11 protein-coding genes and 5 pseudogenes are annotated in these 15,573 nt (G+C 58.2%); 6 read left to right on the forward strand and 10 right to left on the reverse strand.

Features of this window, described 5'->3' with window-relative positions; translation table 11 throughout:
- Nucleotides 1-666 precede the first annotated feature (666 nt).
- From XH96_RS32605 to XH96_RS39415, 3 genes and pseudogenes are all read left to right on the forward strand, one after another.
- Nucleotides 667-1,610: pseudogene (locus tag XH96_RS32605) on the forward strand (IS630 family transposase).
- A gap of 921 nt (nucleotides 1,611-2,531) precedes the next feature.
- On the forward strand, nucleotides 2,532-3,812 hold the full coding sequence (locus XH96_RS32610; protein ID WP_194389570.1) for an acetyl-CoA carboxylase biotin carboxylase subunit family protein: 1,281 nt from the start codon (nucleotides 2,532-2,534) through the stop codon (nucleotides 3,810-3,812).
- Between the two features lie 527 nt (nucleotides 3,813-4,339).
- Nucleotides 4,340-4,803: pseudogene (locus tag XH96_RS39415) on the forward strand (ISL3 family transposase); the annotation flags it as partial.
- Nucleotides 4,804-5,583: 780 nt separating this feature from the next.
- On the opposite strand, the gene XH96_RS32615 reads toward XH96_RS39415, so the two are convergent.
- A complete protein-coding gene (locus XH96_RS32615; RefSeq protein ID WP_194389571.1) occupies nucleotides 5,584-6,057 on the reverse strand; it encodes a DDE-type integrase/transposase/recombinase in 474 nt (157 codons plus the stop codon).
- A complete protein-coding gene (locus XH96_RS32620) occupies nucleotides 6,041-6,508 on the reverse strand; it encodes a hypothetical protein (RefSeq protein ID WP_194389572.1) in 468 nt (155 codons plus the stop codon). Before XH96_RS32620 ends, XH96_RS32615 begins: the two co-directional genes overlap by 17 nt.
- Before the next feature lie 121 nt (nucleotides 6,509-6,629).
- Here XH96_RS32620 and XH96_RS39420 point away from each other — a divergent pair.
- Nucleotides 6,630-7,513: pseudogene (locus XH96_RS39420) on the forward strand (hypothetical protein); the annotation flags it as partial.
- Here the strand turns inward: XH96_RS39420 and XH96_RS39425 are convergent.
- The 8 genes and pseudogenes from XH96_RS39425 to XH96_RS32650 all read right to left on the reverse strand — a co-directional run.
- Nucleotides 7,510-7,851 carry a M20/M25/M40 family metallo-hydrolase gene (locus XH96_RS39425; protein WP_246789835.1) on the reverse strand — a complete coding sequence of 114 codons (342 nt, stop codon included), beginning with the start codon at nucleotides 7,849-7,851 and terminating at the stop codon, nucleotides 7,510-7,512. The pseudogene XH96_RS39420 and the gene XH96_RS39425 sit on opposite strands and share 4 nt — an antisense overlap.
- A 21-nt stretch (nucleotides 7,852-7,872) precedes the next feature.
- Nucleotides 7,873-7,920, reverse strand: a pseudogene (locus XH96_RS39935) (hypothetical protein); the annotation flags it as partial.
- Nucleotides 7,921-7,927: 7 nt separating this feature from the next.
- Nucleotides 7,928-8,797 carry a M20/M25/M40 family metallo-hydrolase gene (locus tag XH96_RS32625; protein WP_246789836.1) on the reverse strand — a complete coding sequence of 290 codons (870 nt, stop codon included), beginning with the start codon at nucleotides 8,795-8,797 and terminating at the stop codon, nucleotides 7,928-7,930.
- A 76-nt stretch (nucleotides 8,798-8,873) separates the two neighbouring features.
- Complete coding sequence (gene hutI / locus XH96_RS32630; RefSeq protein WP_246789837.1) at nucleotides 8,874-10,019, reverse strand: imidazolonepropionase; 1,146 nt, start codon at nucleotides 10,017-10,019, stop codon at nucleotides 8,874-8,876.
- Between the two features lie 158 nt (nucleotides 10,020-10,177).
- Entirely contained in the window at nucleotides 10,178-11,263 is a 1,086-nt protein-coding gene (locus tag XH96_RS32635; protein WP_194389573.1) for an FAD-dependent monooxygenase, read from the reverse strand.
- 356 nt (nucleotides 11,264-11,619) lie between these two features.
- On the reverse strand, nucleotides 11,620-12,438 hold the full coding sequence (locus XH96_RS32640; protein WP_194389574.1) for an ABC transporter permease: 819 nt from the start codon (nucleotides 12,436-12,438) through the stop codon (nucleotides 11,620-11,622).
- Nucleotides 12,435-13,235, reverse strand: a complete 801-nt coding sequence (locus tag XH96_RS32645) for an ABC transporter ATP-binding protein (protein WP_246790212.1) — start codon at nucleotides 13,233-13,235, stop codon at nucleotides 12,435-12,437. Before XH96_RS32645 ends, XH96_RS32640 begins: the two co-directional genes overlap by 4 nt.
- A gap of 1,022 nt (nucleotides 13,236-14,257) precedes the next feature.
- Nucleotides 14,258-14,570: pseudogene (locus XH96_RS32650) on the reverse strand (transposase); the annotation flags it as partial.
- 205 nt (nucleotides 14,571-14,775) lie between these two features.
- Between XH96_RS32650 and XH96_RS32655 the strand changes: the two are divergent.
- Entirely contained in the window at nucleotides 14,776-15,198 is a 423-nt protein-coding gene (locus tag XH96_RS32655) for a transposase (RefSeq protein WP_194389576.1), read from the forward strand.
- The gene (tnpB, locus tag XH96_RS32660; RefSeq protein WP_194389577.1) at nucleotides 15,192-15,545 is read left to right on the forward strand and encodes an IS66 family insertion sequence element accessory protein TnpB; all 354 of its coding nucleotides are present in this window, start codon (nucleotides 15,192-15,194) and stop codon (nucleotides 15,543-15,545) included. Before XH96_RS32655 ends, tnpB begins: the two co-directional genes overlap by 7 nt.
- Nucleotides 15,546-15,573 lie beyond the last annotated feature (28 nt).

Here is a 15,573-nt window from a genome sequence, read left to right on the forward strand (position 1 = left end):
AAGTCGCCCGAAGCGACATGTCGCAGAGATCAAGTTCGGCATTTTGCGGGAACCACCGAATTTCAAATGGCCCGTGCCTTCGAAAAGACGAGGAAACACCGTCACAGGGCTGACGAAAACGTTGTGCCAATCGTAAGCACTCGGCTGTCGCGGGATATTTATCATAGAGCACGACTGCTGCCGCGTTTGCCGGCGAATCGTCCGTCCGCAGACGCATAGATCACTGAGCGTGACACACCACCCGGTTGCCCGGGATCGAGTATTTTCCTAGCTTGGCTGCCGGAATGATCAAACCTTTGTTTTCAGCTGTCATAGCTCAACCCTAAGGCCTAGAGTGCGCTCAAGCTGACGGCTGGGCTGAAATCCGGACGCGCGTTGCGCCGCCTCTGGCCTCTCATGTAAGAACCCATATGGTTCGGCCTGCATCATGGGAATGAGCCTCAACTCCATCTCTCTTGCGTTTACCAACGTCGCATAGGTTTCCAGCTACTACGAACTCTCGCAGCACATCTCTTATATCGCGAAGATCGCGCTCAGCGTCGTCTACGAGGAACGAATGTTCGCGCCGGTGCCTGGAGCGTGATTGTCTGCGGCTGAATCGATTGGGATTCCCAAATCAGGCGGGTTCTGATTCAAGATGCTGGCTAGGCTGGAGGCCAGCATCCCATGGGACGAGCCTATTCGCTTGATTTGCGCGAGCGGGTGGTTGCTGCGGTGGCAGCTGGGGAGAACTGCCGGTCAGTGACGGCAACCGTTAAGGTCAGCGTTTCCAGCGTAGTGAAATGGTCACAACGGCTTCGTGCGACTGGAAGCGCCGTGGCCCGGCCGATGGGCGGTCATCGTGCCTAGGTGCGTCTTGCGAGCGGGACTGGCTCTCAAGCGGCTTGCCGAGCAACCGGACATCACTTTGCGCGCGCTGCTTGCAGGGCTGGTGGAGCGTGGGGTTAGGGTCAGCTATTACGCGGTGTGGCACTTCTTCGAGCATGAAGGCATCAGCTTCAAAAAAACGCCTGCACGCCAGCGAGCAGGATCGCCCCGACGTGCACGGCGGCGGGCGCAATGGGAAAAAGTACCAAGGGCGGCTTGATCCCGCTCGCCTGGTCTTCATCGATGAGACTTGGGCCAAGCCCAACATGACGCGAACTCACGGTCGCGCGCGCCGCGGTGAGCGGCTGGTCGCTGAGGCACCTCACGGCCGGTGGCGGACCTTCACCTTCCTCGCGGTGCTACGCGACGACCGCATCAGCGCTCCCTGCGTGATCGACGGGCCGATTAATGGCGAAAGCTTCCTGTCCTATGTCGAACAGATGTTGGTGCCATCCCTCAAACCCGGCGACATTGTCATCATCGACAATCTCGGCAGCCACAAAGGAAAGACCCTGCGGCGCGCCATCCGCGCCGCCCGGCGCAAAGCTGTTCTTCCTGCCGCCTTACAGCCCCGACCTCAATCCGACCGAGCAAGTCTTCGCCAAGCTCAAGACCCTGCTCTGAAAGGCAGCCGAGCGAACTGTAGAGGCAACCTGGAAGCCATCGGCGCCTTGCTGGACTGCTTCACGCCAACTACCTCGTCAACGCCGGATACGCTTCATCATGACGCAATCACGCTTTAATGTCGCGCCTATAAGCCGATGTTGAGACTTCCGTCGGACCTCCAGCAGAGTCGGCAAGCCCCTCAAGTTCATCGTCTTGCTGTAAGGCACATCCTGCTAAGAGTTCGCACCTATGAACATGAGTAAAACTCTGTTCCCAGCCCGATTATACAGCTATCTGAGCAACTTATCTCGCCAATTATTGAGTCGTCGCCGCATGGACTGAATTTGCACCAACCTGTGTGCACAATTCTTCAGTCCTCGGGCAGGTCGCGATCATCGAAATAAGGATGTCTTGTACGCCGAGAGGATAGCTCTCGCAGCGAGATCAGACCAACAAGCCTATCTCGGACTTTCTCCTTATCCAATGAACGCGCCCTGCGGCGGCAGTCGCACAACGTGAATGCCGGGAGACCAATCGTGGCCGATGTGGAAACGCATTCTACTCCTGTTGGCATTCTGCTTAGAAGAGTGGACTCTGCCTCAAATTGCGCAGCTGAGCAGCTTCCTAACCGCACAATCAAGTGACCGCGCCTGCCAACGGTCGGCAAGGGCAGCGCGCCAGCACGCGAGTCAGTTCGCCACGCGAGTCCTCCGCATTTACGATCTCCGCAGGCGACTGGTCTCTTGTGAATCCGTGCTCGCCTGTTCAGCTGTGTCTGATTGAAGACACGTGTGTTCGGAATGCGCCCCACCAAGTATTCGACGGCGGTGCAAACATATGGTTTTTCCGCTCCCGCGCTCGCAATCTCTCGATGGCACGGCGACTGCATAGGACACGATGACACGCGCTCAGGGACGTCAACTTGCTCGAACGATCTAAGCCAAGGATGCGCGTGCCCGGCACACTTGATGGTAGCCTCACATAATCTGAGGTCAGGCACCTAAGATTTTAACTGATCACGCTCAGACCCAGAGCACGCAAGGAAAGGTCAACAGCTCATGACAAAAAGAGCGCTTATCCTGGTTGAAGGCAACATAAATAGTACTGGTCTGGAATACGTCCAAGCAGCCCAGCGTCTCGGTCTTCATCCGATCAACCTATCGACTGATCCAGATCAGTACGAATATCTTGCAGCGCACGGAATTGAGACAATCCGTATCGATACCAACAATCTCGACGCATTGATCAGTGAATGTTCACGGCTCCGCGCGACCTATGACATTGCCGGCATTACGGGCGCCAGAGAGGCTGTCTGTGCGACAGTTGGCAAGCTCTGTCGGAGTTTCAATCTACCGGGACCGAACCCAACATCCATTGAACGGTGCTGCGACAAATTCACTCAACGCCAGCTTCTCGCGCAGGCTGGCATCGCTATACCGGCCTATCGTTTGGCATTGGATTTGACGGAGGTGGAAAGCGCTGCCGCGGAGATCGGCCTTCCGGTGATTCTTAAGCCAGCGGTAGGCATCGGCAGCTATGGCGTGCGATTATGCCGCGACGTCGACGAGTTAGCCGAACATACGACTTACCTGTTGGGCGGACAGCACATATGGCACTCTTCACCGAGGATTCTTGTCGAAGAATTCGCACAAGGCCCCTACTACGGCACCGACATGATGGGAAACGAGATCATTCACATTGCCGCAGCAGATTTTGGTCCCCCACCGCATTTCCTCTTTCACGAGTACACCTTACCGGCTCCGCTGAGTGACGACGATCAAAAACGTATCAGCGATCTTTCGCGGGACTGTTTGCGAGCTCTCGACCTTGGCTGGGGACCAGCAGCTATTGAATTCCGATGGACGAAGCGTGGCCCAGTCGTCATTGAGGTCAATCCGCGTCTTGTGGGCGGGATTGGTCCTCGAACAATACAGCTAGCTTACGGCATCGATCTTATCACGGAACACATCAAGCTTGTCATTGGCGAGCAATGGGATGTGAGTAGAAGGTATACGCAGACTGCGGGCGCGCGGCTCTTATATGCTGATAGAGATGGAACCCTCGATTGGATTGATGGCGAAAGTCGCGCGGCTGCGTTACCTGGGGTCGCCGAGGTCAAATTCTATATTGAACCCAACACCCCGATCGTCAGGAAAGGCGATCACCGAGACCGCATCGGCCATGTCATCGCTGCTTCACCCAGTCTTGCTCAGACCGAGGCGATACTTCAGCGCGCAGCCGAGCTAATCCGCTGGTCGATCACACCGTCTACAGCTCCTGGCGGACAGAAGACATGTTCAACCTCGCCTCGGGCTACCAACCCAGGTGGCGCAAGGTAGGAGTCGAGCTTCAATATGCTCGAGCATTGGGGCACGGGCGAATTATGATCTCGAGGGCCGATTGGCGAAGCTATCGGCCGTATCTACCTATGCACATTCACCGCGGAATCAGATCGGATTGCGGCAGTGTCTGCGCTCCAACACGCGCGGGACGGGTGGCGCCCGAACGATTCAATTGCCTCAACGCCCATTGTAGTCGATGATCGGGACGCACCGCTTTTGCGTTCCTTTTCTTAATATCTGAGCAGGGCACGAGGGCTTGGGCCGCTCGCTGTCAATCGGCTTGCAAATTTGGCTCTGACTCAGTTTTGATGCAGTTCAAGGGATGTTTGGCGCATTGAGCCTGCGCGACAAACGCAAGGCCGGTCAGGCCGCCAGGAGGGTTACCGGAGAAAAATAGGATATTGTGCTGGCCAGCCGCTACGGGCTCTGCCCTCCGCAACTGGCCAGCACAATACAGCGCCGGGGTGGGTCAGAATTACTTCGACGACTTCCGCGAAGGTGGGTCAGATTTATGTCGGCGTTGACAGGTAGAGCTCCTGGTGATCACCCGCCGCTTCCGCTGTGATGCTGTCCTATGCGGGCGCCCAATCTTCACCGAGCGCTTCGCCGAAGGGGTACTGGCGCCATCGGGCGCGACGGACGGCAAGGCTGGACTCCATCGACGATTACCTTGGTCTGGTGCTGGGCGGTCGACCGGCAGCAGGTTTTACAAAGCGGCTAATGCTGCCGGTGAGCAAAGATACTTCTTCGGGTAGTTCGGCGCCGTAGCCGCCCCTCAGCGGACCCGCTCAGGGTTATCGGCATTGATGACTGGGCTTGGCGGCAATGACCGATACGCGAGCATCAGCTGCAACCTGGAAAGGCGCCGGGTGGTCGCCCTGCTCCGGATCGAGAACCAGCGACCGCTCAAGCTTGGCTCTCTGCTCGTCCTACCATCGCGATCATCGCTCGCGATCGTGGCGGGGATTATGGCGAAGCAGCAGCAAGGCCATGCCGCATGCGGTGCTGTCAAACGCCATCCGGAACTGCCCCCTCATATTGCCTCAGATGACAATGTTACCGAAGCGCACCCTAGTGTCTTTCTGGATCGGCTACCGCGAGGCGGAGCAAGCCGCTCGCGAAGCGCGCCCTCCAGAGCGCCGTAGCGAGCGAGCGGCTTGCGGTGCTTCGGCGAAAGAACCTGTCGGGATTAAATACAACGGCGCGAAGCTTGGACCAATAGTGTGATCTCTGTGCTGCTGATGAGCTGTCGAGCGGCCTTTGATCGCCAATTCTTTACCAATCGCTGCACCGTGCGCCGCTGATCGTCGCTGAACCGACCGGGCGCATGCGCTTCCAGCCGGGAGAGAAGATCCAGCGCGGACAAGTGCGGAGCCGCGGCGAGCCATTCCTCGATGATGGGAATGTAGGGGTCGAGCATCGATGGCCGACGTGGCGCCGCACATAGCGACGACGATGAATGCCCCGCTGCTCACCCTGTTTCCAACGATCGCCGAGCTCTCGGGCAAAGTCCGCTAAGCCGCTATGCCCCTGCGCGACAGTCATCGCTGGCTTTCCAGCCCGTTGATAGACGCGCTTACCCAGCTCATTCTGAGCGTCCCGCATCTGTGCCAGCAATGCCATCGGATCAAGCGTCCGGTAAATCTCCCGCAGCCGACAATTGAATGCCTCATTGAGCCTCGGGTGGACCAATGCTCTTTCGTACGGCGTAGCGGGAGGAAGGTAGCGCTTGATCATCTTGGCACCTTCGCGGTGTTTCTCCTTCAGCTTAAACGAGGGCTGGAAGAAATTGATGCAGCCTTGCCGCCGCAAACAGGCGAGCTAATGAGCGAGCGGCATCAATGCCTTCAAACCGCCCGTAGCCCACCAGGCGGCGAACGATAGCTCCGTTCTTTTGTTCAACGAATGCCTGATCGTTCTTCTTGTAGGCCCTGGAACGAGTGACTTCGACATCGTGAGAACGGCACCACCACACGACCGTGTCGTTCATGAAGGCGCTGTCGTTGTCAAAATCGAGCCCCCGAACGGGCCAGAAAAATAGGTTCTGCGCGCGCTCGAGAGCTTCGACCACAAGAGCTGCTTCACGCACGACGAGCGGAAAGCATTCGGGCCACCCCGTTGCGATATCCACGATTGTTAGCGTCTGAATGAACGCGCCGGATACCGACATGCCGCCGTGCGCAACCAGATCCGCTTCGCAGCACCCCGGCGGAGGTGATCCCCAGTCATTGAATGTACGCACCGGGACTCGCCGCCGTACGGCACTGGAAAAGCCCGCCCGCCGTCGGCGTCCTCCGGGCTGCGATCTTTACGTCGCTCAGCAGGCGATCGATCGTCGCCGCGCTCACCTTCAAAACCTTCGACCTCTCATCTGCAGAAAGCTTCAATCTGCCGTGCCGTTCAAGAGCCGGAAGCAAAAACGGGATCATCGCGACGAGCCGCTTACTGCAGAGCCGGTCAGAGGCGTCCCATAGCGCAATCAGTGCAACGCGAATGGAAGCTCCGTAGGTCCGACTCCGTCGCCGCGGCACGGCCGATCGCGATGCCCCGCCCACGGACAGTGCTCGGATCGCGTGCTTGCGATGCCATCCCGTAACGGCACACAGCTCGTCCAGGATCCGTGCCTTCTCGAGCCGTCCGCTCGCCCGATAACGCTCCACCAGAGCTGATGTGATCTCGCGCTTTGCGCGCATGCTAATCTTCCTGCCATACCCGCACCAAACTGATTCGGCAGCTCCGCCCCCGACACGAGGGAAGTTGCTCGGGTAACATTTTTACTGAGGCAATGCGGGGGGCAGTTTTCCATGGCGCGCGACAGTGCAGGTCGCCGATCGTTGGCATCTGATGGAGAACGCCAGTCGGGCCTTCCTCGATGTCGTGCGCAAATCGATGCGCCAGCTTCGCATGGTGATCGTTGCGACCACGACGATCCCAAGCTGCACACGGCCGCCGAGCGCCTCCAGTATGAGGGCTATCTTTTCCGAGAGGAGACCAACGTGGCTATCCTGGCTCTATCGAAGAATGGCATACCTATCAAAGATCGTGCGTCAGACCTGCCATAGTAGGAGGCTGGTGCGACGGATGGTCCGCGGCGAACGTCACGTCTTCCGAACCCGGCAAAGTTCGTCAGATCTGCACTGCCATGGCACGACGATGAATGGGCGTCCGGTTGCCGCAATGGAGCTGAACTTTGGCGCGGCTTAATAACGCGTGGTTTCCGAGGCTCTCTCCGTGTCATCGGCGAGTGGGCAACTCGCAGACGACGGGCTGAAAAGGCCGACGCGCGGATTCCGTCGGCCAGAACGATCGCGCGGCTAATGACAATCGACCGGGACTTGCTAACGAAAGCTGAGACCGTCACGGTAGCGGCAATCGAAGCTGGGGTACCAGCCATGGTCTAGGCACGCGAGATCATCGCTGAATTCCACTTGATGGTCCGGCGCAAGGTTCAGGTCTCGTCGCTTTGTTCGCCAATGGCGTCGCCAAGGAGGAGGCGGCAGTACGGGCGGCGATCACTTCGCCCTTCCGACGCGCAGACTGAGGGGCAGATCACGCGCCTCAAGCTCGTTAGGCGTCAAATGTACGGTCGCCGGGGACGCCGGCCGCCGAGCACGCCGAGCCGTGCCTCAAGCGGCTGCCCTCCGAAACCCTTCAAAGGAGATTTGTTTGGCAGCTGGCGCACTCGGAATTTCTGCTAAGGGTCACTGGACAGCCTTAAGTAGTCCCAAGCTGAGGTCGCATGCACGGTCAGGACGTGAAACAAGTCGTCGACTGTGACGAATTCGTCTGGGCGCCCCATGCTGGAAGGCGACGGACCGTAGACATAAGCCGGCACTCCGGCATATCGCCATAATCGTGCATCGGTGCCTCCAAGACTTATGATCGGCGGGGGCGTGACGCCGGATGTCAGATTAGCGTTGCGCTGTAGTATGCCAACCATCTCGTGGTCGGGATCGCAGAAATTCGGGGGATTTGCGTTTAGCTCTTCGACTTTAACTTCGGGATAGTCGGCCAGGACCCGCCTGATTTCTGTCATGACTCGATCCTTATCAAGACCGACGGGTAGCCGAACGTCGTAGTCAAAGGTGCAGGCGTCCGGAATCATATTGATTTTAAGCCCCCCCCGTTATTGTCCCGACATTGGTCGTCACTCCAGCCATAATATCGGTCGCCCCGCGGCCCAACCCCGCCTCGATGGCAGGCCGCCCACGCTCAATCGCCGCCGCCACGTTTCCAGGCATGTCCGGCCGGAGATCTCTGAGCTTCTCGAGTGAAACGATGAGCCGGGCCGCGAGCTTTGTCGCGCTTGCTCCGAGATGTGGATATGCGCTGTGTCCGCCTGATGTGTTCACGTGAAAGCGCAGCCAGATGAAGCCCTTTTCGCCGAAACGGATCGTATGGCGGCTGCTCGGCTCGGCGTTGAGGCAGCAATCTCCCAGCACCTCAGGGTGATTGGCAACCAAATAACGCGAGCCCCACTCCCCGAACGTTTCCTCATCAGAAACGACCGTCAATGTAAGCCGTCCGGCAAGTCGCTCTCTCAGCCGCGCAAGGTAGACATAGGAGAAGATCGAGGCGGTCGTGCCCGACTTCATGTCGCACGCACCACGCCCCCAAATACGCCCCTTGCTGACTTCCCCGCCCCAGCAATCTTTCGTCCAACCTTGGCGATCACCGACGGGAAAGACGTCGATATGGCCATTCAGGACGAGATGTCGACCAAGCCCCGCCTCACCATCGAAAGCTGCGATGATATTCGGCATCGTGGGCTCCGGATCGACAACGCGGTAATCAAGCCCCTGCTCGTCGAGAAATTTAGCGACAAATTCTCTCGCGGCTCGCGTGTCCCCCGGAGGATTCGGGCTGGCAATCCGTACAAAGTCCGCCACGAATCCAATGATGCGATCCCGATCCTCTTCAATCCAGGCAAGGATTTGGCGCTTGCCGTCGGCCGCCCTTCTCTTGGCTTCTGTGCGCTTCATGCGGCACCCTTTCGCGGCGACACCCAAGCCTGTCGGGACTTTGCTTCGTAAACAGGCTGCCCTCCCCTTATGACGCCTACGCAGTGGTTGGCCCCAGAAGGCAGGACAGGTCATCGGGATGCTCGATATCCCAAATTGAAAGATCGGCTACTTTGCCAACTTCCAGACTCCCGCGGTCTTTTTGCATGCCGAGCGCATGAGCTGCGTTGATCGTGAACCCGCGCAAGGCTTCCTCTGGAGTGATTCGGAAGCGGACGCACGCCAGATTCATGATCGCCGGCGGGGAATTCGTCGGTGAGCTCACCGGATTGCTATTCGTGGCGAACGCCATCCTGATTTGGTACTTCCGCAATAGATCAACAGGGGGAACGCGGCTCTCGCGAAGGAAAAAGTTCGCCCCGGGCAGCAGTCCTCCAACCGTTCCAGCCTTCGCCATCGCCTCAATGGATGGTTCCGAGGCATACTCAAGATGATCGGCCGTGAGGGCTCCATAACGGGCCGCCAAAGCGGCGGCTGAGGCGTCCGAGTACTGGTCGGCATGAAGCCGGACAGGGAGGTCATAAGCCCGCGCAGCATCAAATAGCCGACTGATTTGTGTATCGTTAAAGCCTATTGTGTCGGCAAAACCATCGACAGCGTCGACGAGGCCCTCGGAAACTGCAGCAGGCAGAATCTCATCAATTAGGAAAGTGATGTAATCGTCGGGTCGCCCCTTGAATTCTGGTCCTACTCCATGCGCGCCCAGGAACGTCGATACGACGGTCACTGGAAGCGCACGACCCAACTCCCGTGAAACGCGAAGCTGCTTGATCTCATTGTCAAGATCGAGACCAAATCCAGATTTACTTTCGATTGTGGTTACGCCGTTTGCGATGAACTCGCGAATGCGGCGCGAGGCTGTCGTGAACAGCTCCTCCTCGCTAGCCGCGCGCGTCGCTTTGACGGTGCCCGGCACACCGCCCCCAGAGCTATACACCTCATCGCGAGATGCTCCTTTGATTCGCATACGGAAATCGAGTCGGCCGTTTCCGCCATAGACGACGTGAGTGTGCGGTTCGATCAGACCCGGCATGATCCAGGCGCCAGACACGTCGTGGACGACCGCGGCGCATTCGTGCAACGGTCTGGGCAGCCCCTCACGCGCGCCAACCCAAACAATGTGACCATTCTGTGCGGCCACCGCGCCGTTCAAGACTTCACCATAGCCGTTTTCGCCGGTCATGGTCGCCAGATTACAATTCACCCAAATCGAATCCCACATATAGATCCTCTCAACAGTCGATCCACAATTCGGGCCAGACGTCCCGCAGCTACCTATGAGGTTCGTTGTCACCGGATTGAAGCTGTGTCGATCAGTACACTTGTGAAACGATGTCGCCCCTATGCGCCCATCGCCTCGATCTCGCGCTCGTAACGGACAGCTATCGGGTCAACTTTGTTCGCTCCGAGAAAGCTACCCTTTAGCGAACACTGCATAACGTAGTATGCCGCATCTCGGCGTAGGCGATCGTACTCATCAAGGGCCTGATCGATATCATTCGTCTTGGCGAAAGCATCCCTCAACACTTTGGAATCGATAAGCGCTTGACCCGCACCCTGCGCAAGATCCGGGATCGGGGGATGCGCGGCGTCTCCCAAAAGCGTAATGCGACCATGCGTCCACTTTGCCGGCAGCCCTTCGGCAACGTCCAGCGCACTCTGAATAATTGCCTCTCTGGGAGTGATGCGCAGCGCCTTCGGAATAGGAGTGCTCTTCCAAGAGCCGAAAAGCTCGATGAACTCACCGGTAGTGCTCGCCTTGGATGACGACCCGAACCAGTACGCTTTGCCGTTTCCGATGGGTAGAAATGCCACCCACCCCGCCGGATCGTAGTACCCGGTCTGCGCCCCAGGATCGATATCCAATTCGTCCAGGTCAAAAATCGCGCGCCAACGGAATGCGTGGTGCTCGCTTGGATGAAAATCAACACCGCCTATCAGTTTATCTCGAATGACCGAGTGGAGGCCATCCGCTGCGATGAGGGCGTCTCCTTCGTAACTGGTGCCGTTGCTGAAATGAGCGCGCGCTTTTTCGCTCGTGGTTTCAGCGGACACAACCTCATGGTCAAACCGAAGTGCGTCAGCCCCGAACGCCTCAGCAAGCATGGAACTCAACGTCCAACGGTTTACTGCGATGACGGGTGCCGCGTATTTCGCAGGCCAGTCGCTGGTATCTTTTTCGAAAAGAAGCTTCCCGCTCGAATCATAATTCCGAAAGCTGCCAATTTTGACGGCAATAGCGTCGAATTGGTCCCGAAGGCCAAGGCCATATATTGCCCTCACCCCGTTCGGCCAAAGCATCAAGCCAGCCCCCGTCGCTCTCAAAGCAGGAGACCTCTCGAATACCTCGACATCATGCCCCAGCGCCTTGAGGCCGATTCCAGCGGAGAGGCCTCCCACCCCGGCGCCACAAATTCCAATTCTCATGATTTACCTCCTTGCGAGGCACGCCACAACGTAGCTCATTGGTGCGACCCGCGACCAGATTGCGGCGCTAGGACTTGCTTTTTCTGACCAGCTACCTTCACGGTTCGGCGTCGCCAACCAATCGCAATGGACCGGCTGTGATTTGAAATCGAATACCGCGCGCCACGAGAAATCACGGGCCCTTCACAGCGCGATGCAAGATGTGCAGCTGTTGCGCAAGCGGAATGGTGCGTATGGCTAGTCGATCTCTCGCGAAATCGCTGATCTGAACTGTGGACAGAAGCTACCATTGCCCGAAACGTGGCTTGGTTATCCGCGTCATCAGGTCGCCCTTCGGGTTTATCCCCTTATCCATTCTATTCGCCGCTCGTCAGTAGCGAGCCGTGCTTCTTTGTGCTGCGCAAAAGGGCAAGGAATGCCCCGAAACTTGCACACAGCAATATCAGATTGATTGCCAGCGCGATCAGCATGAGGTCGGTGCGGAAGGTGTGCTCAATCAGCAGCGCCCGCATGCCTTCGAAGACGTAAGTCGGTGGCAGCACCCAGGCGACATATTGCAACCAGACCGGCAGCACACTGATGGGGTAGTAGATGCAGGCGAGCGGCATGATGGCGAACATCAAGGTCCAGACAATGCTCTCGGCGCCGAGCCCGTTTCGCAGCACCAGTCCCGACACGAAGACGCCAACTGCCCAGCTGGTGAAGATCAGATTCCAGAAGAAGGCGATCAGCGGCAGGCCGAGCGCATAGATGTTGAAGTGAAACAGCACGAGCGCGAGTAGAGTCATTGGAATGATGCCTATGGCGAGCCGGAGCAGGCTCATCACCGTGAGCGAGAGCAGAAACTCGACCGGCTTCAACGGGCTCATCATCAGGTTGGCGAGGTTGCGTGCCCATACCTCTTCTACGAACGAGATCGAGAAACCAAGCTGGCCGCGGAACAGGATGTCCCAGAGGATGACCGCGCCGATCAGCGTACCGCCGGCGTGCGCAAAGAAGCTGGCATTCTGCGCGATGTAGTACTGGACGAAGCCCCAGGTGATGACCTGGAGTGCCGGCCAATACAACAATTCGAGCAGCCGCGGCCATGACGACATCAGCAGATACCAGTAGCGCAAGATCATCGCGCCGATGCGGTGCGGGGAGATGCCTCGATGGAGAGACATGCCGCTCATCGCACCACCTCCTTCACGCCGTTCACCCGGCTGCGCGCGACGTCCAGGAACACCTCTTCCAGGGTGGTGCGGTTATAGCGGGCCATGATCGCATCAGGGGTGTCATCGTCCTCAATGCGGCCGTGCTTCATGATGATGACGCGGTCGCAGAGCCGTTCCACCTCGAGCATGTTGTGCGACGCCAATAGAATGGTGGCGTTGTTGTCCTTGCGGTAACGTTCCAGATGGCCCCGCACCCAATCGGCGGTATCAGGATCGAGCGAGGCGGTCGGCTCGTCCAGCAAGAGCAGCTCGGGCCGGTTGATCAGCGCCTTGGCCAGCGCGACGCGAGTTTTCTGCCCGGCCGAGAGCTTGCCATTAGCGCGGTCGAGGAAATCGGTCAGATCCAGATCCTCGGCGAGCTCGGCGATGCGGCCCGCGAGGTTCTTCACCCCATAGAGCCTGCCGAACACGGTGAGGTTCTGCCGCACCGTGAGCCGCATGGGCATGTCGACATATGGGCTTTCGAAATTCATCCGCCCCAGCACAGAGGCACTCTCTTCCGGTATCCTGTGGCCCAGCACATGCACGCGACCGGAGGTCGGCAGCACCAGGCCCATGATCAGCGCGATGGTGGTCGTCTTACCGGCGCCGTTGCCGCCGAGCAGCCCGGTGATGCTGCCCCGGGGCAGAGAAAAGGAGATACGATCGAGCGCGCGGGTCTGCTTGTAAACCTTAATGACCCGCTCGACTTCAATCGCCCCGGACGCGGAGCGGCCCGCGACCGGCCCCCGGTAAACTCCGTCATTGCCGATCATACGGGCCATTCTTTTTGATCCCTGGATGGACATTCTTTCGATGAGCAATCAATCGCCTGGCTTGGATGTGAGCCCAATGCTGAGCTGGCACAGTTGGTAGGACAGGGAACGATCGTCTGTCGCGATCCGCCGACCGGCCACAGCCGAACCAAGCCGACTTTTTCATCGTACATCGGATACGGCATCGAGCGCTCCGAGTCGGCAACGATTCACTCTCGGCGTCCTGGATGACTCCGGTTGCGAAAGACGGTTCAATTGCTCCTCGAACATTAAGATCTTAATCCGTCGAATTTGGCCGATTGCCTGAAGGCTGCTACTGCCAGTCAGCGTGTCGTTGCACGCACCTGTCCGTTCCGGCGAGCCCTGCAGTTTAGAAGGCTTCACTCCTGACACCAAAGTTTCGCGTCGCTTCGCCATACATATGAAACAGCTATGTTGCACCAGATTGAACTGATTGATTTGGCAGGTCTTCACTCTACGTACTTCGCACCTCTTGAAAATTAGCTCGATCTCAAGAAGTTGACCAGGACCAACGTTTGTTACTGGCAATTCCTAGGAAGATCGGCGTGGCAGATCGTTTTCAGCAAGCACCGTGCCATCTGCAACACCGCACCTTGATCGGCTGCGTACCACAGAGGATGCTGAAGATGTGGAAGCAGCGCGGACCGGAACGACTTTCGAATCGATACGTGCACCAGATGGTCGCGCAGATCAACGTCACGTTCACGCCATCAACTGGAATAAGTTGAACAAAAAGCGTCGGGTTGGCACCACTCGTATGCTGGCGCGCAACGTCGATTCCCACCCAGCGGAATGAAACGCGTCAAGCACTCCTCTGGTCTAACAACAGGGTCTTCTCTCACCTGGAGAGCTGCACAATCTCCAAATCGATTTGCGAAGGCGCGAATAGGCGAACATCCTTGCGAGATCATTCGCCATAGCAGCTGCTGTTTTCATACACGCCGATGCATTGGCACCAATGTTGGTTCTCGTTGATAAGCAATCCAAGCAGCGAAAAACTTGTTCGTCATGCAGATCCTTCCGTCGGCATTGGCAAGCCGGGCAGAGTCTCAACGTGAGCAGATAGTTGGTTCGCTCAATCACATTTGACGAGCGTGAGAGCCGGGCAGATTCCGCTCTTAGTCAAGCCTCGAGATCAGGCAGCAGCGCGCGCTCTCTCCCGGCGGATCCGCAGCCTCTCCTCAGCTCTGAGCCGATAGATGCCGCACTCAATCTCGAACAATTTGTCAATCCGACAACCGCTTCCAGCGCATCGGGCGAAATCGCGGTCGCCGATCTTCCGCAACGAGCGTTCTGAGGGATATCGGCAAGTTCGCGCCCATTCGGCGTAGGCCGCAGGGTTACCGCTGAGTAGTCGAGGGTTCTCTTTATAGATTTGATGAGCTCGATGAGGCTCTCCAACTGTTCACCTACGGCGAAGTCGTCATGAGCGTAAGCGTGGCGTTGAGTTCCTTGAGAATTTTTGTACTCAGTCCTTAGAGCACCGCTAGAAGAGTCATCTTTTGCAAGGGTGCTCACAATGGACGACCATTCGGACGACATAAGACGACCGTTGTCACCGCGTATCGAAGTGTACGCAGGCGCAGGTCGAAAGCGCTGGCCGGACGATTTGAAGGCACATATTGCCGCGGAAAGCCTCGAGCCGGGGGCGATTGTCACGGATGTCGCGCGTCGCCATGGGTGCCGGCCCCAGCAGGTGCACGACTGGCGGCGCCGGGCGCGTTTGGGCCAGTTGGTGCTGCCGGCGTCGGCGGACACGCTGTCGTTCGTGCCGGTGGTGTCGGAATCGGCGTTACCTGCGGCCGCAGAGCCCACTGGGTCGCTGGAAGCAGCCGTTGTTACGGTTGAGCTCCAGGGTGCACGAGTGGAGGTGCGGGGGACGCCTGGCCTTGCTGTGTTGAGTGATGTGTTCTTGGCGCTTCGACGGACCCGTTCATGCTGACGCCGCCCGCGAGCCTCATGATTTACGTGGCGACGCAACCTGTAGACTTCAGAAAAGGTGCGGAGGGCTTGGCGCTATTGGCGAAGGAGACGCTGGGCCATGACCCGATGAAGGGCGTGGCGGTGGTGTTCCGTGCGAAACGCGCCGATCGGGTGAAGATTGTCGTTTGGGATGGCAGCGGCCTTGTGATGTGTTGGAAGCGGCTCGATGGCAGCGGCTTCAAATGGCCTCCGATCGTGGCCGGTGTGATGCGGATGAATGCCGCGCAGCTGTCGGCGCTTCTGGCCGGCATGGATTGGACGCGGATGCACGCGCCTCGAATCCCGCAGCCGAAAGCGCTTGCGTAAAGATACAAATCTTCGCTGCATCGGGGCG

The sequence above is a fragment of the Bradyrhizobium sp. CCBAU 51765 genome, from assembly GCF_015291725.1.
Lineage (GTDB): Bacteria > Pseudomonadota > Alphaproteobacteria > Rhizobiales > Xanthobacteraceae > Bradyrhizobium > Bradyrhizobium liaoningense.

Coding starts and splice junctions, on each gene's coding strand:
- hutI (WP_246789837.1), bottom strand. CDS start 10,019: ATGACCGGCGAAAACGGCTATGGTGAAGTCTTGAACGGCGCGGTGGCC.
- XH96_RS32625 (WP_246789836.1), bottom strand. CDS start 8,797: ATGAAGCGCACAGAAGCCAAGAGAAGGGCGGCCGACGGCAAGCGCCAA.
- tnpB (WP_194389577.1), top strand. CDS start 15,192: ATGCTGACGCCGCCCGCGAGCCTCATGATTTACGTGGCGACGCAACCT.
- XH96_RS32655 (WP_194389576.1), top strand. CDS start 14,776: ATGGACGACCATTCGGACGACATAAGACGACCGTTGTCACCGCGTATC.
- XH96_RS32635 (WP_194389573.1), bottom strand. CDS start 11,263: ATGAGAATTGGAATTTGTGGCGCCGGGGTGGGAGGCCTCTCCGCTGGA.
- XH96_RS32620 (WP_194389572.1), bottom strand. CDS start 6,508: ATGCGCGCAAAGCGCGAGATCACATCAGCTCTGGTGGAGCGTTATCGG.
- XH96_RS32640 (WP_194389574.1), bottom strand. CDS start 12,438: ATGAGCGGCATGTCTCTCCATCGAGGCATCTCCCCGCACCGCATCGGC.
- XH96_RS32610 (WP_194389570.1), top strand. CDS start 2,532: ATGACAAAAAGAGCGCTTATCCTGGTTGAAGGCAACATAAATAGTACT.
- XH96_RS32645 (WP_246790212.1), bottom strand. CDS start 13,235: ATGATCGGCAATGACGGAGTTTACCGGGGGCCGGTCGCGGGCCGCTCC.
- XH96_RS39425 (WP_246789835.1), bottom strand. CDS start 7,851: ATGACAGAAATCAGGCGGGTCCTGGCCGACTATCCCGAAGTTAAAGTC.